The following is a 19,625-nucleotide window of genomic DNA, read 5'->3' on the forward strand; positions in this document are numbered from 1 at the left end:
CCCCCTGCGCTGCTAATCGAACAGTCAGCAAAGCTACACAGGCACTGCGGCCGCCCACTTGACGGCTTGGGACCGTGAGGCGTCTGATGCGGCACCAGCAGGTGTCGGCATTGATGAGAAAACGCTTGGACTCCGCGGGCGCCGTCGCGGGACACTGCGATTCCTGGCCTGCCCGTACTCGCACGTTGGCGTCGCCGCGAGCTGCGCGGGGGCTCCATCGTCGTGCCCCGACTGTCGGAGGACGACCCAAGCGAGGGCGCGCACTCGAACCGAAGCTCCGCACGGCCATTGAAGTAGCGGATTTCCCCCGAGAAGCACATGGCGGACTGCCGCACGACAACACAGGGTTGTGATGGAATTGTCTGAATCGCGCGAGGTTCTGCGGGGCAGGGGCTCGGTGCTCCTCGCACTTCGCTATTACGGACGGGAGTTGGCCCGGCTCCCGCGGCTGACGGTGCCCGCGATGCTGCTGCCGGCGCTGGGCAACATCGGCATCAACTACATCGCGCCGCTGGTCGTCGCGAAGCTCGTCGGCCGAATCGCCGGTGACGGCGGCATCGCCATCGGCTCGACGCTGCCCTACGTCCTCGGCTTCGCCGGCGTCCTGCTGCTCTCGGAGACGCTGTGGCGCATCGGCCTGCACTGTCTGAACCGCCTTGACGCCCTCGGCATCGAGCACCTGTACGTGATCGGTATGGACGAGCTGTTCGCCAAGGACGCCGCGTTCTTCCACGAAAACTTCGCCGGGTCGTTGACCAAACGGGTCCTGAGCTTCGCCTCCCGCTTCGAGGAGTTCGTCGACACGCTGACGTTCTCGGTCGTGGGCAGCCTCGTGCCCCTGGTGTTCGGGTCGGTGGTGCTGTGGCGCTACGAACCGCTGCTCGTTGTAGGGCTCTTGGCGATGATCGCACTGACGGCGCTGTGCGTGACGCCCCTCATCCGTCGCCGCCAGGCGCTCGTCGATCAGCGCGAGGAGGCGATCGCCCGGGTGTCGGGTCACGTCGCCGACAGCCTGATGAACATGGACACGGTCCGGGCGTTCGCCGCCGAGGAACGTGAGGCCGAGGAGCATCGGTCCCGCGTCGCGGAGTCGCGTCGGCTCTCACTGAGGTCGTGGGACTACGGCAACCTGCGCATCGACACGCTGGTCGCGCCGATGTCTGTGCTGACCAACGCGCTGGGCCTGCTGCTCGCGGTCGCGGTCGCGCACGGCGGGGGTGGGCACGGCGTGGAGGCGGTCGTGGTCGCCTTCACGTACTACACCAACGCGACGCGGATCATGTTCGAGTTCAACCAGATCTACCGCCGCCTGGAGAGCTCGATGACGGAGGCCGCGCAGTTCACCGAACTGCTGCTGACGCCGCCGACCGTGCTGGACCCGGCGTCGCCGGAGCCGCTGCTGTCCCGGGCAGGCGACGTCCGCTTCGAGCAAGTGACCTTCGCCCACGCGGGCGCGGAGCCGCTCTTCGAGGGCCTCGACCTGGCTGTGCACAGCGGGGCGAAGATCGGTCTCGTCGGCCGGTCCGGCGGGGGCAAGACCACGCTCACCCGGCTGCTGCTGCGGATGACGGACATCGATGCCGGCCGGATCCTGATCGGGGGTCAGGACATCAGCAGGCTGTGCCAGGCCGACCTGCGCAGCCTGATCGCCTGCGTGCCGCAGGACCCGGCGATGTTCCACCGCTCGCTGCGGGACAACATCGCGTTCGGCCGGCCGGACGCCACCGACGCCGAGATCCGCCGCGCGGCCGAGGCGGCGCACGTCACGCAATTCGCCGACGCGCTGCCGGACGGCTTCCACACCATGGTGGGCGAGCGCGGTGTCAAGCTGTCCGGCGGACAGCGCCAGCGGGTCGCTCTCGCCAGGGCGATCCTCCGCGACGCGCCGATCCTGCTGCTCGACGAGGCGACCAGCGCCCTGGACTCCGAGAGCGAGATCCTCGTTCAGGAGGCACTGTGGCGGCTCATGGAGGGGCGGACGGCGCTCGTGGTGGCGCACCGACTGAGCACGGTCGCCACCATGGACCGGCTCGTCGTCCTCGACCGCGGACGGATCGTCGAACAGGGCACGCACCAGGAGCTGCTCGCGGCGGACGGTACCTACGCGAAGCTGTGGCAGCACCAGTCGGGCGGCTTCCTCGACGACAGCCCCGCGCGGGCCGACCTGCACTGAACGCGAGCTGTCGAGGTCCGGTCCCGGAGTGCCACCTCGGCGGCCGTCGTGCTCAGCGACTCGCTGACCGACGGCCGGGGATCCACCACCAATATGAACGACCGATGGCCCGACCGGCTGTTGAAGCGGCTGGAGGCCCAGCCGGGCACGGCGCAGACCGCGGTCGTCAATCAGGCGGCCGGCGGGAACCGGTTGCTGAACGACGGCCTGGGCCCCAACGGACTGGCCCGGCTGGACCGTGACGTCCTGGCGCAGAGCGGGGTCGACCGGCTGCTCGTCTTCGAGGGGGTCAACGACATCGGTACGGCCGATGCCACACCGGCGGCCCAGAAGCAGGTCGCGGCCGACCTCATCGCGGCTTACGAACAGATCATCACCCGGGTCCACGCGATGGGCATTCGGGTGTACGGAGCGACGCTGACCCCGTTCGGACCCAATAGCCCCTACGACGACCCGGACGGCTACCGGGAGGGAGCCCGGCAGACGGTCAACACCTGGATCCGCACGAGCCGTCGCTTCGACAGCGTGCTCGACTTCGACAAGGTCGCACGCGATCCGCTCAACCCCCGCCGACTCAGGGCGTCGATGGACGTCGGCGACCATCTGCACCTCAACCCGTCGGGCTACCAGGCGCTGGCGGACGCGGTCCCGACCCGGCTGTTCTGGCCGGCACCAATTCCCAGGGGCTTCGGCTACAACTGACCCCGCGCCTTCGACGGCCCCGCCCGCGTACGGGCGGGGCCATCCAAGGTTCTACCGGGGCGGCGTCCCGTGGGGCACCGCGCTCGGTGCCGGGGCGTAGCCGGTGGCCCGGGTGGTGAAGGTTCCCCGGCCCCGGGTCCGGCTGCGCAGCCGGGTCGCATAGCCGAACAACTCAGCCAGCGGCACGGTCGCGGTGATCACTGCCGTGTCCGCCCTCGCGGTCGAGCCGGAGACCCGGCCGCGCCGCGCCGCCAGGTCACCGAGCACCCCGCCCACGGCGTCCTCGGGCACGGTGACCGTGACCTCCACCACCGGTTCCAGCAGCACCATCACGCTGTTGCGCAGCGCCTCACGGAGCGCGAACCGGCCGGCCGTCCGGAACGCCATCTCCGAGGAGTCCTTGGAGTGGGTCGCCCCGTCGGTCAGCGTGACCCGCAGTCCGGTCACCGGGTGTCCGCCGAGAGGGCCCTCGGCCAGGGCATCCCGGCAGCCGGCCTCCACCGCGCGGACGTACTCCTGCGGCACCCGGCCACCGACGACGGTCGCCCGGAACGCGAAGTCCACTGCGCCGCCACCGTCGTTGTGATCGGCGGCCTCCAGTGGTTCCACGTCGAGGACGACGTGAGCGAACTGACCGGCACCTCCGTCCTGCTTGACGTGCCGGTACACCAGTCCGGTTACGCCACGGACGACCGTCTCCCGGTAGGCCACCTGCGGCCGGCCGACGCCGACCTCCAGCCCGTGAGCACGACGGATCTTCTCCACCGCGACCTCCAGATGGAGTTCCCCCATTCCGGACAGCACCGTCTGACCGGTCTCGGGGTCGGTCCGGACCACCAGCGAAGGATCCTCCTCGACCAAACGCGCCAGCGCCGACACCAACCGTTCGGTGTCGATGCTTCTGCGGGCCTCGACCGCCACGGAGACGACCGGGTCGGCCACGGAAGGCGGTTCGAGAACCAAGGGCGCCGTCGGTGTGCACAGGGTCGCCCCGGCGCGGGCGGCTTTCAGCCCGATCACTGCGACGATGTCCCCGGCCACCGCCTGGTCCACGTCCGAGTGCTGTCCGGCCTGGACCCGCAGGATCCGGCCGATTCGCTCGTTGCGTCGCGCGCCCACGTCCAGCACCGCGTCCCCCTTCCGGATCGTTCCCGAATACACACGCAGGAAGGTCAGCCGCCCCGTGGCGGTCGAGTTCACCTTGAACACCAGCGCCGCGAACGGCGCCGCCGGGTCGGCGGCCCGCTCCTGCACCGCGCCGTCCAGGGTGCCGCGTACCGCCGGCACGTCCAACGGCGAGGGCAGGTAGGCCACAACGGCCTCCAGCAACGGCTCGATCCCGCGGTTGCGGTAGGCCGAGCCGCACAACACCACAACGCCCTCACCGGTACGGGTCAGGTCGCGCAGCGCGGCGGCCAGAGTCTGTGCGGAGACCGTCGACTCCGTACAGAACTCCTCCAAGGCGACCGGATGGAGTTCCGCCACCGTCTCCTCCAGCAGCCGACGGCGCCGGTGCGCCTCTTCGCGCAGGGCGTCCGGCACCTGCCCCTCCTCGAACGTGCCGCGGCCGTCGGCCCAGACCAGCGACCGCATACGCAGCAGATCCACCACCCCGGTGAATCCGTCCTCCTTTCCGATCGGCAGCTGTACCACCAGCGGGACCGTGTGCAGCCGCTCCCTTATCGACTCGACCGCCGAGTCGAGGTCGCCACCGGCACGGTCCAGCTTGTTGACGAAGGCGATCCGCGGCACGCCGTGCCGATCGGCCTGCCGCCACACCGACTCGCTCTGCGGTTCGACCCCGGCGACAGCGTCGAACACCGCGATCGCGCCGTCGAGCACCCGCAGCGAGCGCTCCACCTCGTCGGAGAAGTCGACATGGCCCGGGGTGTCGATCAGATTGATCCGGTGGCCGTCCCAGGCACAGCTCACCGCAGCGGCGAAGATGGTGATCCCACGGTCGCGTTCCTGGGAATCGAAGTCGGTGACCGTCGTCCCGTCATGGACCTCGCCCCGCTTGTGGGTGGTGCCGGTGAGGTAGAGGATCCGTTCGGTGACGGTGGTCTTGCCGGCATCGACGTGGGCGAGGATGCCCAGGTTACGAACGCCGGTCAGCGGACTGGTGAGATGACGGTGCAGGTCGGTACGCACGGCCCATGGCCTTTCGGGGTGATCCGGATCGGGTCGGCGCAATTCCCGGACGAACCGGCCTGTGGTCAGGCCCCGCAGAAACCCCTGATGCGGCGCACCGCACCGGTACACAGCCGCTCAAGCGGCTCAACACCGGTAGGGCAGGGGTCAGTTGTCCGTCGCGGACATCCGGTGCCGGCCGCGCAGCAGGCACCGGGCACACGAAGACACCAGGATCACCTCGTACCGCGACTGGGGGACAACAACAGCGGTGCGGTAGCGCACGGCCGGTCTCCCCTCACTCGTCACGGTGCGCGCTGCGATGTTGTGGCAGCGTGCGATTCGTGGCCCGAGTGTAGTGAACCCGGTGCGGGCAGGTCACCGCATTTTTCTGCCTGACGCCGCAGCTCCCCAGAAGCTATACATGCTGTATCCGAATGCCGGGGCGGTGTCGTCCATAGCTGCCAAAGCATCGGAGAAGATTCAGATACACGGTGTTTAGATTTGGCCATTGACGCGTGGTACCACGATCCGTAGGTTGAGCCGTCCGAGGGCGAGCCGGCCAGGCGCTCGAACCATCACAAGCTCGGAGTCCGACCGTGTCCAAGCGCGCCCCTGCGGAGGAACCCACCCCCGCACGTCCCGGCCGTCCCCGGGATCCGGAGGTCCGTCGCAGGGTGTTGGACGCGGTCGCGGAGCTGCTGGCCGAGCTCGGCTACCTCGAACTCACCATCGACAAGGTCGCGGCCAGAGCGGGGGTCACTCGCAAGACGGTGTACCACTGGTGGCCCAACAAGCCCGTGCTGGTCGGCGATCTGCTCGTCCGGGACGCCCTCGTCGATCTGGTGCCGGACCTCGGGGACACCAGGCGTGAGCTGCGCCTGCTCTTCGACATGGTGCTGCGCGACGTGCGGGGCGAGCACGGTGAACTGTTGCCGGCGCTCTGGGCCAACATGGGCGACCCGTCCGTGATGGAGCGGTTCCGCCGCGAAGTCCTGCTGCCGCGGCGTCAGGACGCCCGGGCCACCGTGCAACGCGGAATCGCACGCGGTGACATCCCGGCCGACGTCGATGTCGATCTGCTGCTCGACACCTGGTCGGGGGTCGCGCTCTTCCGTACCGAGGTCCGATCGGACATCTTCCTTCCCGACCAGGCCGACGAGCTGGTCGACCTGGCGATGAAGGGGCACGTGCCCCGGATCCGCTCCCGCTCCACCGACTGAGCCGACGCGCCCAGCCGTATCGCGCTCACCGCACCTCCCCTTCACGTCTTTCTTCACGGCTTCGGTTCAAGCTGCCCTCCCACCTGCTTCGGAGGTACACCCATGCCCAAATCCGTATCCGGGCCGATCACCGCCGCGCGCACCCTGGTCATGACGATGGCTCTGGTCGAGGTCACCAGTGGCCTCACACAGCAGTACCTCTCCCCGCTCCTGCCGGGCATCGGCGAGCGGGGCGGCATCACCACGGCTCAGCTCAGCTGGATCTTCGTGATCCAGAACGTGAGCATGGCCGTACTCACTCCCGTCATATCCCGGCTCGGCGACAGTCACGGATACCGGCGCGTCCTACGTGCGTCGGTCGCCATGGTGACCCTGGGATCGCTGCTGATGGCCCTGTGGCCGACCTTTGTGAACCTCACCATCGGTGCGGCAATGCAGGGCGCGGTGGTCGGCTTCATGCCGCTGATGATCGGAATCCTGCGCAACCGGGCCGGCGACGAAGCCTCGCGCCACGGCATCGGTACGCTGGTCAGCGCCCTGCTCCTGGCGACCGGCTTCGGCGGGATCGTGGCGGGGGCGGTCGGAGCGAGTGATCCGCGACTGGGTCTGTGGGTCGGTGTCGCGGCTGGTGTTCTCGGCCTCGCCGCCTGCCTGGTGATGCCCGACGCCACCACTCGTCCCACTGCCGAGAAGTTCAATATGGCGGGGTTCGTCCTGCTCACGGCCGGCCTGGTCGGTGTCGTACTGGCTCTGTCCCAGGGCGGCGCCTGGGGCTGGGCGTCCCCGGCAACCCTCCTCACCGGCGTGTCGGGCCTCGCCGCCCTGGTTCTCTGGCCGTTCGCCGAGCTGCGGTCCGCCCATCCCATGGTGGACGTGCGAGCCTTCCGTAACCTGCGGCTCACCGCTCTCAGTGCCGTGACGTTCTTCGTCGCCTTCGCCACGATCGGGTCGATCGCCACCAACGCCACCTTCTTCGGCGCCGACCGTGCACAGACCGGATACGGCTTCAGTCTGAGCGCGAACCAGATCGGCTGGGCCCTGCTGGTCTTCACCCTGGGCGGCATCGTCGCCTCGTCCCTCACCCCGACAGCTCTGCGCCGCTTCGGGGACCGGGGCACCCTCGTCGTGGGCGGACTGGCCACCGCGGTGGGCTTCGGCGGCCTGGTGTTCGTGCACAACACACTCCCCGAAGTCCTGCTGCTGTCGGTCTTCGACGGAATCGGCCTCGGAATCTTCGAAGCTGCCACTCGTGCCTTGTCCGTGGAGGCGGTCGCGCAGGAGGACACCGCCATCGCCGCCGGAATCAACGAGCTTCTGCTCTCCCTCGGTGCCGCCGTCGGTGCCGCCGCACTCAGTGCCGCACTGACGGGGTATTCGGACGCGACCGGCCGCGTGGCGCTCGGCGGCTACACCACGGGCTGGGCGCTCTGCTGCGGTGCGGGCCTGCTCGCCACGGTCGCTGCACTGTTCCTCCGTGGGTCCGGCCCACGACCGGCTCATGACCCCGCTGCTGCCACCCGCTCCGCCGCCCTTTCCTGAAAGAGAGTCACACCGATGAGTACCCCGGATCTGCGAGAAACGGTTCGAGACTGCGCCGAGTCCTGGCGCGACCGACTCGTTGAACTGAGCCACCGTCTGCACGCCGAGCCGGAGCTCGCGTTCGAGGAGCACCGCTCCGCCGCCGCGATCGCCGAGCTCGCCGAATCGGCCGGATTCGCGGTGGAGACCGGCGTCGGTGGGCTGCCCACGGCCTTCTCCGCCGTCCGCGGGTCCGGGGAACTCGTCATCGCGTTCTGCGCGGAGTACGACGCGCTGCCCGGACTGGGCCATGCCTGCGGACACAACGTCAACGGTGCCGCCGCCGTGGGCGCGGCCATCGCGCTGGGCGCGGTCGCCGACCGGCTCGGCGTCACCGTCAAACTGGTCGGCACCCCGGCCGAAGAGGACGCGGGTGGCAAGGTCTACCTGATCGAGGCGGGTCTGTTCGACGATGTGGCCGCGGCAATGATGGTGCATGCAGACGCATCGGACCGGGTCGGCTTCTCTTCCCTGGCCATCGGCGGCTGGGAGATCGCCTATACCGGGCGGGCGGCGCACGCCGCCGCGGCGCCCTGGGACGGCGTGAACGCACTGGACGCGCTGACCGTCGCACAGACCTCGATCGGTCTGCTGCGCCAGCAGTTGCCGCGTGACTGCATGGTGCACGGCATCGTCACCGAGGGAGGCAGTGCTCCCAACGTCATTCCCGATCGGGCCGTCGCCCGCTTCGAGGTGCGGGCGGCGAGCCTGGAGCGGCTTCGCGGGCTCCAGGCCCGGGTGCGGGCGTGCTTCGAAGCCGGTGCGCTGGCCACCGGGGCCGAGCTGCGGATCGAGCCGCGTGGCAAGGACTTCGCGGATCTGCGCCAGGACGACGGTATGTCCGCGATCTATGCGCAGGCCGCCGAAGCCCTTGGCCGCACGGTGAGCCGTGAGCCCGCGGTCGGCGGCTCCACGGACATGGGCAATGTCTCGCACCTGCTGCCCACCATCCACCCCATGATCGGCTACGACACCGGCGGAGCGAGTCAGCACACCGTTGAGTTCGCCGCGGCGGGCACCACCCCCGGCGCCGACAGGGCCGTACTCGACGGCGCGATTGCCATGGCGTGGACCGCGGTCGGGCTCGCCACCGACCCGGTCCAGCGCGACCGGCTGCTGACCGGGGTCCGCGACCGGGTCAGCAGCGGTCACGCATCACTGAGGACTGCTGTGCCGGTCCCGTGGGACCGCCGCTGAGCTCCATGCCGTGCCCGGACCGGGCGTTGAAGGCCGCCGCGAATGATGAAACGATCCCGAGGAGCCGCCGGGGCAACGGAAGGACCCACACGATGGACGAAGACCACGGCCTCCCGGCCGCGAAGGTATTCGATGCTCTGGGCGCCGAGTACGAGCGGGCGTTCGCCGACTCTGCCACTCACCATGCCTCGCTGCACTGGCTGTTGGAGCACATCGCACCGCACAGCCGGGTCCTGGACGTGGGCAGCGGAACGGGCCGGCCGACCGCGCAGACCCTGGCCGATGCCGGTCATGACGTGCTGGGTGTAGATGTCTCGCCCGTCATGGTGGACCTGGCGGCCCGGCACGTGCCCGGTGCGTCCTTCGAGTGCGCCGATATTCGTGAACTTCCCCTGGAAGAGGGGAGTTTCGATGCGGTCTGCGTGTACTTCTCGTTGCTTCAGATGTCCCGCGACGACCAGTCCCGACTCCTGGGGAAGCTGGGACGGCTGCTGGTCCCCGGAGGCCATCTGGTCGTCGCGACGGTGGCGCTGGACGTCGAGGACGTCAGCGTCGTCTTCATGGGGCAGAAGGTGCAGGCGACCAGTTTCGGCGCCGAGGGGTTCACCGAGCTGGTTGCCGGGGCCGGATTCACGGTCCTGTGGGAGCAGAGCAGCCTGTTCACCCCGGCTCACGAAGCAGCGGTGGCCGAGCCCCAGTTGTTCCTGCACTGCCGCCGGGCCTGACACACCGGGCCTGCGCACAGGACAGGCCCGGCGATCTCTCAGCGCTCGCGCAGCAGCACCCCGGGCCGCCGCGGGCGACGTACGCCAGGGCACCGCTGCACAAGAGCGCCCGGGTGCTTGCAGGCGTTCAACGGGCCCTTCCACCTGCGCATCGCATGCCTGCCGCATCTGCGCCACTGCGCGGGCGGGATGGCCGCAGACTGCCCGCCCCTGGTGACCATCGCGTTGACCGGCGTCATCGGATCCGTCGCCATGGTCTTGGCCAGCAGTACGCCGATCACCAGCGGTGCCAAGGTCACGGCCAGGGCCGTACCGGCTGTGGTGACATGCTGCATACGGGGGCGGAGCGGTGCGTCAGGAGCCATGGTTGTCATTCGATCAGCGATGGCCCGGTGCGGAATCGGACGACGTACTCAGTTCGGACGTCCTTTCGTACTCACACCGGTGTACGACGCCCGCCCCGCAGGCGTGATCGGCCGCCACGTTTCTACGCAGTGCTGCCGGGACCGGAGCCCGTTCCCGATGCGGCCTTGATGCCCTTGGTGATGTCGTCCATGACGGAGAGCTCCGGCGCCTTGCTGTTGATGTCGAAGCCGGAACGGACGACGATCAGCGTGTTCCGGGAGCGGGGGGACGGGAAGGCCAGCGACTGGACGTACCCGTCGTCGCCGCTCTTCGTCACCACTTTCCAGCGCACCAGATAGCCCTTTTCACCGGCCACGGTGACCGGCTCCGACTTGAGCTCCTGATGCGAGGTGATGCCTCCGTAGATCTTCTCGCCGTAGGACTCCGTGGCGTTGGCGGAGATGTCCTTCGTCGCCGTGGCCTTCGCCGTCGTGGTGTCGAGCTTCAGGGCCTTCGCCGGCATCGAGAACACCCCACCGCGCACGCACTTCTGGGACGTGTCGCCGGGACAGCCGTACTCGCCCGTGGTCACGCCGGCGCCCGCGATCCCCGACTTGCCCGTCCAGCCGTCGGGTACCGGCAGGCTGATGCCGCTGGCCAGGTCCGTGGCGAAGCCGTCCTCGGTCTGCGGTATCTGCTGCTCGGGTGCCTGGCTCTCGCCGCCGCCTCCGGGCGCGCCCGGCCCACGGCCGGGTGCACCGGAAGGCGCGGTGGACGGGGCTGTGGCCGCGTTCTCCTTCGAATCGCCGGAATCGTCCGACAGCAGAAAGAGGCCGCCTCCGATGGCGGCGAGAACCACTACACCTGCGATGATGCCGATACGCATCCGGCGGCGCCGGATCGTGGCGGGCGGCACGCGGAGATGGTCGGTCCACTGGTTGCCGTCCCACCAGCGTTCGTGAACGGGGCCAATTCCTGTATACCCGGGGTCTGGATGCCATCCGGGCGGGCTCGTCTGGGTCACACGGCCCACCGTAGAACGGTTGCGTGAGAATCAGATGAATCCACTGGAGCAGGTGGATCAGGGGGATCGCGTGAATCAGGCGAGGAAGCGCTCCGCCCGCAGCCGCAGCATCTCGTCCTTGAGCGCCGGGTCCTCGTATCGCACGCTGGTGAGCGCCGGCCCCCAATGCAGGACCAGCAGCGATTCGCTTGCAGGTCTATCGTCCGGCACATGCTTGCTGTAGACCTGGTTCGCCGCGGTGCCGCGCGTTTCGCAGGGCGTACCGCCGTGCATTTCGAAGACCGTTCCCTCACCTATGCGGAAGTGGACGAGGCCGCAAACCGCCTCGCCCATGTCCTGGCCGGACTCGGCGTCTCACGGGGCGACCGCGTCGGGCTGCTCCTCGGCAACGGGCTGTGGTCCGTCTCCGTCGACTTCGCCTGCCTCAAGGCCGGCGCCGCCCGCGTCCCCCTCAACGGCCGGCTCTCCGCCGCCGAACACACCCGTATGCTCCAGGACACCGGCGTCACACTGCTGGTGTACGGACCCGAGCTCGCCGAGCGTGCGCTCGAACTGGGCTCGTCCGCAGCCGGGTTGAGGCTCGCCTGCCTCGGCGAGTCGGCTCATGCGGACCACCTCGACCTGATGACCGCGATGCGCGGGGCGAGCGCGGCCGACCCGATGCTGCCCGCCGCGCCGGACGACGTCATCCTCATCCTCTACACCTCCGGCACCACCGGCGCGCTCAAGGCGGCCCAGCACACCCAGGCGAGCTACGCCGCGATCACCGCGAACATCCTGTCCAATCTCGTCTCGCCGGGCCGGGACGACGTGATGCTGCACGCCGCGTCCCTCATCCACGCCGGCGGCACCTTCGTACTGCCGTACTGGGTGCGGGGCGGCGCGGCCGTCGTTCTCGGCGGCTTCGACCCGGACGAGTACCTCGCCGCCGTTCCCCGGTACGGGGTGACCGCCGTCAACCTCGTCCCCACCATGCTCGGCATGCTCTTCGCCGACGGGCGGGCCGAGCGCGCGGACCTCGCCCGGCTGTCCACCGTCGTCTACGGTGCCGGCCCGATGCCGCGCCCGCTCATCGAGCACGCACTGGACGCCTGGGACACCGGGTTCGTCCAGTACTTCGGCCAGACCGAGGCGCCGCTGTGCCTCACTGTGCTGGACAAGGACGACCATGCCGAGGGCGGTGCGCTGCTCGGTGCCGCCGGGCACCCCGCCGTCGATGCGCAGCTCGTCCTCACCGACGAGGACGGCGCCCCGGTCGTACCCGGCGAGATCGGCGAGGTGCGTGTCAAGGCGCCGTTCGTCATGGCTGGTTACTACAACGAGCCGGAGCTGACCGCGCAGAGCCTTGACCCCGACGGCTGGGTCCGCACCCGCGACCTCGCGCGCTTCGACGACCGCGGCTACCTCCACCTCGTCGACCGCAGCAGCGACATGATCATCACGGGTGGCTACAACGTCTACCCGCGCGAGGTCGAGGACGCGCTCGCGAGCCACCCCGCCGTCACACAGTGCGCCGTCGTCGGCGCCCCCGACCCCACCTGGGTCGAGGCCGTCACCGCCTTTGTCACCCTGCGAGCGGGGGCGGAGGTATCCGAAGCCGCTCTGCGTGACCATGTACGCGCCCGGCTGGCCGGATACAAGGTTCCGAAAGCCGTGCACTTCGTGGACACCATTCCGTACTCCCCGGTCGGCAAGATCCTCCGCCGGGCCCTGCGCGACCCCCTGTGGGAGGGCGAACGATGAGCGAGAAACCTGCGGTACGGATCGAGCGCGACGGCCCCGTGTTCACGGTGATCCTCAGCCGGCCCGGGGTCCGTAACGCCGTGGACGGCCCGACGGCGGATCAACTGGCCGACGCCTTCCGTGAGTTCGAGGCCGACCCGGATGCGGCCGTCGCCGTGCTGTGGGGCGAGGGCGGCACGTTCTGTGCCGGTGCCGACCTGAAGGGCATCGGTACCAGGCGCGGCAACAAGGTCCTGGCCGAGGGCGACGGGCCGATGGGCCCGACCCGTATGAGCCTGAACAAGCCCGTCATCGCGGCGGTCGCGGGGCATGCGGTGGCCGGGGGGCTGGAGCTGGCCATCTGGTGCGATCTGCGGGTGGCCGAGGACGACGCGGTGTTCGGGGTGTTCTGCCGCCGCTGGGGAGTGCCGCTGGTGGACGGCGGAACGGTACGGCTGCCGCGTCTGATCGGCGAGAGCCGGGCCATGGACATGATCCTCACCGGGCGACCGGTCCCGGCCTCCGAGGCGTACGCCATGGGGCTCGCCAACCGGATCGTCCCGCCGGGTGAAGCCCGCCGTGCGGCGGAGCAACTCGCCCGGGAAATCGCCGCGTTCCCGCAACTGTGCCTGCGCCACGACCGGCTCTCGGTGCGCGAGCAGCACGGGCTGAGTGAGCCGGACGCCCTGGCTGCGGAGTGCCGGCACGGCCTGGTGCCGCTGACTACGGGGGAGACGCAGGCCGGTGCCGACCGCTTCGGGGGCGGTGCGGGTCGGCATGGGTCCTTCGCCGACTGAACCGCGAGCCGTCCCGCGCGACCAGCACCTGTACCGGTCCAGACAATAGGAGAAGGAAGTCATTGGCATCCGTCGCCGGGGCGGGGGGCGGGGATCTTGGTGTCGCTCCTCGGTCCGTCGACAACGCTGATTCCGATCAACCATGCTGATGTCGAGGGCACATGACAGGCACTGCTCCCGACCGCCGGTTCGCCGAGGACTACCGGGTCGCGCGGGAGATCCCGCGCGCCGGACTCGCGGCGTGGCGTGAGGCCATCGGCGGCGCGGTGTCCCTCCGGCCGGGAATGACGGTTCTGGATGTCGGGGCCGGTACGGGAGCCTTCGCGTCCGCGTTCGCCGACTGGTTCGGTGTCCGGGTGCTCGCCGTCGAGCCGGCCGAGGCCATGCGCTCGCTGATCCCCGGCACGCCGGACATCGACGCCCTGGACGGATGTGCCGAGGCCCTGCCGGTACCGGACGGGTGCGCGGACGCGTCCTGGCTCGGCTCCGTCGTCCATCACATCGGCGATCTGCCCCCGCCGCCCGGGAGTTGCGCCGTGCGCTCAGGCCCGGGGCGCCGGTGCTCATCCCTAACACGTTCCCCGGCAGGTGCGCGCGCGATCTGCGCGTACGGTTCTTCCCCGAGGCCGCGCGCAACGTCGGCACCTGCCCGAGCGTCGAGCAGACGTGCGCGGCGTTCGCCGCCGTCGGCTTCGCACGGGTCGGCCTGCGCCCGGTGCCTCAGGAGAGCGCTGCGGATCTGGCCGCCTTCGCCGACCGGATACGCCGGGACACCGACGCGAAGCTCCGCGGGCTCACGGACGAGGAGTTCGGGCGCGGTATGGAGCGGCTCCGGTGGGCCGCGGCGGACGAGCTGAATGGACCTGCTGGTACTGGCCTGACCACGACACAGGGCTGGGCGGGACCGAAGGGGAGCAGACCCCGGCGGAAAGTTCGACGGACCCCGGATGCCTCGTCACATACGCTCGTGGGATGTCGGCATACCTGTACCCCACAAAGCCCCGGCCCGGCGATCGCGTCGCCGTGCTGTCCCCGTCATCCGGTCTCCCCGGCATTCTGCCCCTGCCCTATGAGCTGGGACTGCGCAGACTGCGGGAGGAGTTCGGGCTCGATCCGGTGGAGTACGCGGCGACTCGAAAGATGGGCTCCACCCCGCAGGAGCGTGCTGCCGACATCCACGCCGCCTTCGCAGACCCCGACATCAAGGCCGTGATCTCCAGCATCGGCGGCGACGACCAGATCACCGTGCTCCCGCACCTGGACCGCGACCTCCTGCGCGCCAACCCCAAGCCCTTCTTCGGATACAGCGACTGCACCAACCTGCTGGTGTTCCTGGGGAACCTGGGCATCGTCGGCTACCACGGCGGAACAGTGATGGTCGAGATGGGGCGCCCCGGCGCGATGCACCCCCTGACCGCCGACTCCCTGCGGGCGGCGCTCTTCACCCGTGGTGCCTTTGAACTGACCCCGTCCAAGGAGACCAACGGGGCCGGCGGCCGCTGGGAGGAGCCACGTACCTTCGACTCCGAACCCGAGATGCGGCCCTGTGACGGCTGGATCTGGCACAACGCCGACGGGCGGACCGTGACGGGCGCGAGCTGGGGCGGCAACCTGGAGATCCTGTCCTGGCTGCTGATGGCCGACCGCGAGATCCAGCCGGCCGCCGCCTATGCGGGGCGCGTCCTCTTCCTCGAAACGTCCGAGGAGATGCCGTCCGCCGACGAGGTCTACCGGATTCTGCGGAACATGGGGGAACGGGGGCTGCTGCGGCAGTTCCCCGCCCTCCTCATGGGGCGGGCCAAGAACTGGTCCTTCGGTCAACCGCTCGCCGTCGAGGAGGGGGAACGCTACCGGGAGGAGCAACGCAAGGCGGTCCTGAGGGCGTTGAGCGCATACGCGCCCGAGACCCTGACCGTCTTCGATGTCGACCTCGGCCACACCGACCCGCAGCAGATCATCCCGTTCGGCGGGCACATCGAGGTGGACGGAGTGGGCCGCCGCATCGTCGTCACATACTGAGACCGGACGCGTCGCGACGACCGGCGGCAGCGGGTTCCGCACGACCCGGCCTTTGGTCCGACCATACGTGATGTGTGACATAGTGGGAGATCGGGCAGCAGGCACGACGGCAACCGGACGATTCCGGCCGAGGCAGGGGGTGACGGATGCCCGTCGAGTGGCAACCGGTACGGCAGTCCCGTACGCATGAACTCGTGCTCCAGAGCATCGAGCAGCGGGTGTTCGCCGGAGAGCTCAGGGCCGGTGACCGGCTGCCGCCCGAGCGTGAGCTCGCGCCCGTTCTCGGGGTCAGCCGGTCCGCGCTGCGTGAGGCGCTGAGGGTGCTGGAGACCATCGGTGTGCTGGTCGCCCAGCCGGGCCGGGGGCCGGATGCCGGGGCGCGGATCGTACGCAACCCGGACGATGCCCTCGGCCGCCTGCTGCGTCTGCACTTCGCCCTCGGCAGCTACAGCCTCCATGACGTCCTGGAGGCGCGCGTCGTGCTGGAGAGGTCCAGCTTCGAGGCAGCCGCGCGGCACGCCTCGGCGGAGGACCTCGACGAGGCGGAGGCCCTGGTCGTGCGGATGGGGGAGCCGGATGTCGAGGTGCCCGAGTTCAACGACCTGGACACCCGGTTCCATGTGCACATCGCCCGAAGCTCCGGCAATGAGCTGACCTCCACGCTCACCTCCGCCGTACGCGAGTCGGTGCGCCCGCTGATCCTGCGAGCCCTGGAGGAGGCCGAGGACTGGCCGGCCACGGCCGCCGTGCTCAACGCGGAACACACCGAACTCCTGCGGCTGGTGCGCGCGGGCAAGGGCGCGAGCGCCGCCGACCTGGTCGAGCAGCACATCCGCAGCCTCCACGGCACGCTGGTCGACGAGAACTCCGAGCGGTCGTAGGGGCGATGGGTACGCCCTTGCGCTGCCCGTCGATCGATATTTGTCAGGGGCATGACCATGCCATCCCGTGTGCCGCTCCGAGCGCGCCGCGCTCTTCACGTTCCGGACCGAGGCTAGTATGGTCGGACCATAAAAATTGGAGAAACGATCGGAGAGACCCCATGCGCATCGGACTCTTCGCCACCTGTCTGGGAGACACGCTCTTCCCCGAGGCGGTGAAATCGACCGCGGTCCTGCTCGCCCGTCTGGGCCATGACGTGGTGTTCCCGCCGGGCCAGACCTGCTGCGGTCAGATGCACGTCAACACCGGATACCAGCGCGAACCCGTGCCCCTGGTACGTAATTTCGCCGAGCAGTTCGGTGATGCGTCGATCGACGCCGTCGTCATGCCGTCCGGATCGTGCGCCGGCTCGGTCCGTCATCAGCACGAGATCATCGCCGAGCGGTACGGGGACGCGGCGCTGCGTGCCGGCGTCGCCACCGTCAAGGCCAAGACGTACGAACTGTCGGAGTTCCTCGTCGACGTCCTGGACGTCACCCAGGTCGGCGCGTACTTCCCGCACCGCGTCACGTACCACCCCACCTGCCACTCCCTGCGCATGCTCCGGGTCGGAGAGAAGCCGCTCAAGCTGCTGCGTGCCGTCGACTCCATCGACCTCGTCGAACTCCCCGAAGCCGACTCCTGCTGCGGATTCGGCGGCACCTTCGCCGTCAAGAACGCCGAGACGTCGACGGCCATGCTCCAGGACAAGATGAACAACATCGCCACCACCGGAGCCGATGTCTGCACCGCGGGCGATTCGTCCTGCCTGATGCATATCGGCGGTGGGCTCTCCCGCATCAAGTCCGGCACCCGCACCGTGCACCTCGCGCAGATCCTCTCCTCCACCCGCACCTCGCCGTACGCCCCGACGGAGGCCGCCCGATGAGCAGCACCTTCCTCGGCATGCCCACGACCCCGCCCCGTTCCCCGTACGGAACGGGCAATCTGCGCGGCGACCGGAAGTTCCCCGAGGCCGCCCACGACGAACTGCGCAACGAACAACTGCGCCGCAATCTCGGCAGGGCCACCCACACGATCCGAGCCAAACGCCTGAACGTCACCGGTGAACTGCCCGACTGGGAAGAGCTGCGCGACGCCGGCTCGGCCATCAAGACCGACACCATGAACCGGCTCCCCGAACTCCTGGAGCAACTGGAGCAGAAGGTCACCGAGCGCGGCGGCACGGTCCACTGGGCGCGCGACGGAGTCGAGGCCAATGAGATCGTCGCCCGGCTGGTCAAGGCGACGGGCAGCAGCGACGTCATCAAGGTCAAGTCGATGGCCACCCAGGAGATCGGCCTCAACGAGCACCTCGAATCGGTCGGCATCACCCCGTACGAGACGGACCTCGCCGAACTGATCGTCCAGCTCGCGCACGACAAGCCGTCGCACATCCTGGTGCCCGCGATCCACCGCAACCGCGACGAGATCCGGCAGATCTTCCTCAAGGAGATCCCGGGAGTCGACCCGGGCCTCGACAACGTACCCGCGCATCTCGCCGCGGCGGCCCGCGCCTATCTGCGCGAGAAGTTCATGACGACCAAGGTGGCGGTCTCCGGCGCCAACTTCGCAATCGCCGAGACCGGAACCCTCTCCGTCGTCGAGTCCGAGGGCAACGGCCGTATGTGCCTGACTTTGCCCGACACCCTGATCACCGTCATGGGCATCGAGAAGGTGCTGCCGCGCTATCAGGACCTCGAAGTGTTCCTGCAGTTGCTGCCGCGCTCCTCCACCGGTGAGCGGATGAACCCGTACACCTCGATGTGGACCGGTGTGACACCCGGCGACGGACCGCAGGACTTCCATCTGGTCCTGCTCGACAACGGACGCACCGCGGCGCTCGCCGACCGGATCGGGCGCGAGGCACTCAACTGCATCCGCTGCTCGGCCTGCCTCAATGTCTGCCCGGTGTACGAACGGGCCGGCGGCCATGCGTACGGATCGACGTACCCCGGACCGATCGGCGCGGTCCTCACCCCGCAGCTCGCCGGGATGCACGCGGCCAAGGACGATCCCAACAGCTCGCTGCCGTACGCCTCCAGTCTCTGCGGAGCCTGCTTCGACGCCTGTCCGGTCAAGATCGACATTCCGTCGCTGCTGGTCGAGCTGCGCCACCAGAACACCGAACAGTCCGGTACGACGGCGGAGAAGCTGGCCATGAAGGCAGCGGCCGGAGTGATGAAGAGGCCGAAACTGTTCACCGCCGCGCAGAAGGGGGCGGCGATCGGCCGCGTCATCGCCGGGCGGGACGGGAAGATCTCTCATCTGCCGCCGCCGTTCAACGGCTGGAGTGACAGCCGCGACACCGATGCCCCGCCGAAGCAGACCTTCCGCTCGTGGCTGGCATCGGCCGAAGGCGCTGCGACGATGCGGGCCGCCGCCGACGAGTACGAGATGAACCAGAAGAAGGAGGAGGAGGAGAAGTGACGACCGCACGCGAAACGGTGCTGGGCAGGATCAGGGACGCCCTGACCCTCGCGCCGACCCCGGACACCACCGTCCCCCGCACCTACCGCACCGGCCGCACCCTCCCCGACGACGAACGCCTTGCTCTCTTCACCGACCGGCTCGTCGACTACAAGGCGCACGTGCACACCTGCACCGCCGACCACACGGCCGAGACCGTCGCCGAGGTGCTGCGGGAGCGCGGCGCACAGCGGATCGGTGTGCCGGCCGGACTCGACGGGGCATGGCTCGGCGAGTACGACGGTGAGGTCCAGCAGGACTCCGCCGGCATTCCGGCGCCCCGGCTCGACGCATTGGACGGCGTCGTCACCGCCTCGGCCGTCAGCTGCGCGGAGACGGGCACGATCTTTCTGGACGGCTCGCCCGACCAGGGGCGGCGGGCGCTGTCCCTCGTCCCCGATCTGCATGTGTGTGTCGTCGATCTGTCGACGGTCGAGGTCGGGGTGCCGGAGGCGGTGGCCCGGCTGGTGCCGGAGCGGCCGACGACGCTGATCAGCGGTCCCTCGGCCACGTCCGACATCGAGCTGGAGCGGGTGGAAGGTGTGCACGGGCCGCGCACACTGGTGGTGGTGATCCGGACGGACGTGTAGGGGCTTGGCG

17 protein-coding genes and 1 pseudogene are annotated in these 19,625 nt (G+C 69.4%); 14 read left to right on the forward strand and 4 right to left on the reverse strand.

Annotation, left to right across the window (positions count from 1 at the left end; genetic code table 11):
• Positions 1-352 precede the first annotated feature (352 nt).
• Both ACGFU7_RS35625 and ACGFU7_RS35630 read left to right on the forward strand, forming a co-directional pair.
• The gene (locus ACGFU7_RS35625; RefSeq protein WP_393701551.1) at positions 353-2,173 is read left to right on the forward strand and encodes an ABC transporter ATP-binding protein; all 1,821 of its coding nucleotides are present in this window, start codon (positions 353-355) and stop codon (positions 2,171-2,173) included.
• A gap of 9 nt (positions 2,174-2,182) precedes the next feature.
• Positions 2,183-2,875: pseudogene (locus ACGFU7_RS35630) on the forward strand (SGNH/GDSL hydrolase family protein); the annotation flags it as partial.
• A gap of 51 nt (positions 2,876-2,926) precedes the next feature.
• Here ACGFU7_RS35630 and fusA read toward each other — a convergent pair.
• Complete coding sequence (gene fusA, locus ACGFU7_RS35635; protein WP_393701553.1) at positions 2,927-5,026, reverse strand: elongation factor G; 2,100 nt, start codon at positions 5,024-5,026, stop codon at positions 2,927-2,929.
• 578 nt (positions 5,027-5,604) lie between these two features.
• Here fusA and ACGFU7_RS35640 point away from each other — a divergent pair.
• The 4 genes from ACGFU7_RS35640 to ACGFU7_RS35655 all read left to right on the forward strand — a co-directional run bounded on the left by ACGFU7_RS35640 (position 5,605) and on the right by ACGFU7_RS35655 (position 9,728).
• The gene (locus ACGFU7_RS35640) at positions 5,605-6,228 is read left to right on the forward strand and encodes a TetR/AcrR family transcriptional regulator (RefSeq protein WP_393701555.1); all 624 of its coding nucleotides are present in this window, start codon (positions 5,605-5,607) and stop codon (positions 6,226-6,228) included.
• A 102-nt stretch (positions 6,229-6,330) separates the two neighbouring features.
• A complete protein-coding gene (locus tag ACGFU7_RS35645) occupies positions 6,331-7,767 on the forward strand; it encodes an MFS transporter (protein WP_393701556.1) in 1,437 nt (478 codons plus the stop codon).
• A gap of 15 nt (positions 7,768-7,782) precedes the next feature.
• Positions 7,783-9,003 (forward strand): M20 family metallopeptidase, encoded by a 1,221-nt coding sequence (locus ACGFU7_RS35650; RefSeq protein WP_393701558.1) that lies wholly within the window; start codon positions 7,783-7,785, stop codon positions 9,001-9,003.
• Positions 9,004-9,095: 92 nt separating this feature from the next.
• Positions 9,096-9,728, forward strand: a complete 633-nt coding sequence (locus ACGFU7_RS35655) for a class I SAM-dependent methyltransferase (RefSeq protein WP_393701559.1) — start codon at positions 9,096-9,098, stop codon at positions 9,726-9,728.
• Positions 9,729-9,766: 38 nt separating this feature from the next.
• On the opposite strand, the gene ACGFU7_RS35660 is transcribed toward ACGFU7_RS35655, so the two are convergent.
• From ACGFU7_RS35660 to ACGFU7_RS35670, 3 genes are all read right to left on the reverse strand, one after another.
• Positions 9,767-10,093 carry a hypothetical protein gene (locus ACGFU7_RS35660; RefSeq protein WP_393701561.1) on the reverse strand — a complete coding sequence of 109 codons (327 nt, stop codon included), beginning with the start codon at positions 10,091-10,093 and terminating at the stop codon, positions 9,767-9,769.
• 122 nt (positions 10,094-10,215) lie between these two features.
• Positions 10,216-11,097: a DUF2510 domain-containing protein gene (locus ACGFU7_RS35665; RefSeq protein WP_393701563.1), complete on the reverse strand. Its 882-nt coding sequence runs from the start codon at positions 11,095-11,097 to the stop codon at positions 10,216-10,218.
• A gap of 75 nt (positions 11,098-11,172) precedes the next feature.
• Positions 11,173-11,307, reverse strand: a complete 135-nt coding sequence (locus tag ACGFU7_RS35670; protein ID WP_393701564.1) for a hypothetical protein — start codon at positions 11,305-11,307, stop codon at positions 11,173-11,175.
• On the opposite strand from ACGFU7_RS35670, the gene ACGFU7_RS35675 reads away from it, so the two are divergent.
• The 8 genes from ACGFU7_RS35675 to ACGFU7_RS35710 all read left to right on the forward strand — a co-directional run bounded on the left by ACGFU7_RS35675 (position 11,308) and on the right by ACGFU7_RS35710 (position 19,615).
• Positions 11,308-12,840 (forward strand): class I adenylate-forming enzyme family protein, encoded by a 1,533-nt coding sequence (locus tag ACGFU7_RS35675; RefSeq protein ID WP_393701566.1) that lies wholly within the window; start codon positions 11,308-11,310, stop codon positions 12,838-12,840. It begins immediately after the preceding gene.
• Entirely contained in the window at positions 12,837-13,616 is a 780-nt protein-coding gene (locus tag ACGFU7_RS35680) for a crotonase/enoyl-CoA hydratase family protein (RefSeq protein WP_393701568.1), read from the forward strand. Before ACGFU7_RS35675 ends, ACGFU7_RS35680 begins: the two co-directional genes overlap by 4 nt.
• Before the next feature lie 284 nt (positions 13,617-13,900).
• Positions 13,901-14,473: a class I SAM-dependent methyltransferase gene (locus ACGFU7_RS35685; RefSeq protein WP_393701669.1), complete on the forward strand. Its 573-nt coding sequence runs from the start codon at positions 13,901-13,903 to the stop codon at positions 14,471-14,473.
• A gap of 115 nt (positions 14,474-14,588) precedes the next feature.
• Positions 14,589-15,635, forward strand: coding sequence for a S66 peptidase family protein (locus tag ACGFU7_RS35690; RefSeq protein ID WP_393701570.1), 1,047 nt, complete (start codon positions 14,589-14,591; stop codon positions 15,633-15,635).
• Positions 15,636-15,781: 146 nt separating this feature from the next.
• Positions 15,782-16,516, forward strand: coding sequence for a FadR/GntR family transcriptional regulator (locus tag ACGFU7_RS35695; protein ID WP_393701572.1), 735 nt, complete (start codon positions 15,782-15,784; stop codon positions 16,514-16,516).
• Between the two features lie 161 nt (positions 16,517-16,677).
• On the forward strand, positions 16,678-17,445 hold the full coding sequence (locus tag ACGFU7_RS35700; RefSeq protein ID WP_393701573.1) for a (Fe-S)-binding protein: 768 nt from the start codon (positions 16,678-16,680) through the stop codon (positions 17,443-17,445).
• Positions 17,442-18,986 (forward strand): LutB/LldF family L-lactate oxidation iron-sulfur protein, encoded by a 1,545-nt coding sequence (locus ACGFU7_RS35705; RefSeq protein ID WP_393701575.1) that lies wholly within the window; start codon positions 17,442-17,444, stop codon positions 18,984-18,986. The genes ACGFU7_RS35700 and ACGFU7_RS35705 overlap by 4 nt, the downstream gene beginning before the upstream one ends.
• Positions 18,983-19,615 carry a lactate utilization protein C gene (locus tag ACGFU7_RS35710; RefSeq protein WP_393701576.1) on the forward strand — a complete coding sequence of 211 codons (633 nt, stop codon included), beginning with the start codon at positions 18,983-18,985 and terminating at the stop codon, positions 19,613-19,615. The genes ACGFU7_RS35705 and ACGFU7_RS35710 overlap by 4 nt, the downstream gene beginning before the upstream one ends.
• The last annotated feature ends 10 nt before the right edge of the window (positions 19,616-19,625 follow it).

Origin of the sequence: Streptomyces sp. NPDC048473, from assembly GCF_043200155.1 — a bacterium.
In the GTDB taxonomy this organism is placed as follows: Bacteria; Actinomycetota; Actinomycetes; order Streptomycetales; family Streptomycetaceae; genus Streptomyces.

What these genes read in the sequence shown, in the direction of transcription:
- ACGFU7_RS35655 (WP_393701559.1), top strand. Translation starts at nt 9,096, where the DNA reads ATGGACGAAGACCACGGCCTCCCGGCCGCGAAGGTATTCGATGCTCTG.
- ACGFU7_RS35625 (WP_393701551.1), top strand. Translation starts at nt 353, where the DNA reads ATGGAATTGTCTGAATCGCGCGAGGTTCTGCGGGGCAGGGGCTCGGTG.
- ACGFU7_RS35645 (WP_393701556.1), top strand. Translation starts at nt 6,331, where the DNA reads ATGCCCAAATCCGTATCCGGGCCGATCACCGCCGCGCGCACCCTGGTC.
- ACGFU7_RS35650 (WP_393701558.1), top strand. Translation starts at nt 7,783, where the DNA reads ATGAGTACCCCGGATCTGCGAGAAACGGTTCGAGACTGCGCCGAGTCC.
- ACGFU7_RS35690 (WP_393701570.1), top strand. Translation starts at nt 14,589, where the DNA reads ATGTCGGCATACCTGTACCCCACAAAGCCCCGGCCCGGCGATCGCGTC.
- ACGFU7_RS35685 (WP_393701669.1), top strand. Translation starts at nt 13,901, where the DNA reads ATGACGGTTCTGGATGTCGGGGCCGGTACGGGAGCCTTCGCGTCCGCG.
- ACGFU7_RS35705 (WP_393701575.1), top strand. Translation starts at nt 17,442, where the DNA reads ATGAGCAGCACCTTCCTCGGCATGCCCACGACCCCGCCCCGTTCCCCG.
- ACGFU7_RS35695 (WP_393701572.1), top strand. Translation starts at nt 15,782, where the DNA reads ATGCCCGTCGAGTGGCAACCGGTACGGCAGTCCCGTACGCATGAACTC.
- ACGFU7_RS35700 (WP_393701573.1), top strand. Translation starts at nt 16,678, where the DNA reads ATGCGCATCGGACTCTTCGCCACCTGTCTGGGAGACACGCTCTTCCCC.
- ACGFU7_RS35675 (WP_393701566.1), top strand. Translation starts at nt 11,308, where the DNA reads ATGCTTGCTGTAGACCTGGTTCGCCGCGGTGCCGCGCGTTTCGCAGGG.
- ACGFU7_RS35680 (WP_393701568.1), top strand. Translation starts at nt 12,837, where the DNA reads ATGAGCGAGAAACCTGCGGTACGGATCGAGCGCGACGGCCCCGTGTTC.
- ACGFU7_RS35660 (WP_393701561.1), bottom strand. Translation starts at nt 10,093, where the DNA reads ATGGCTCCTGACGCACCGCTCCGCCCCCGTATGCAGCATGTCACCACA.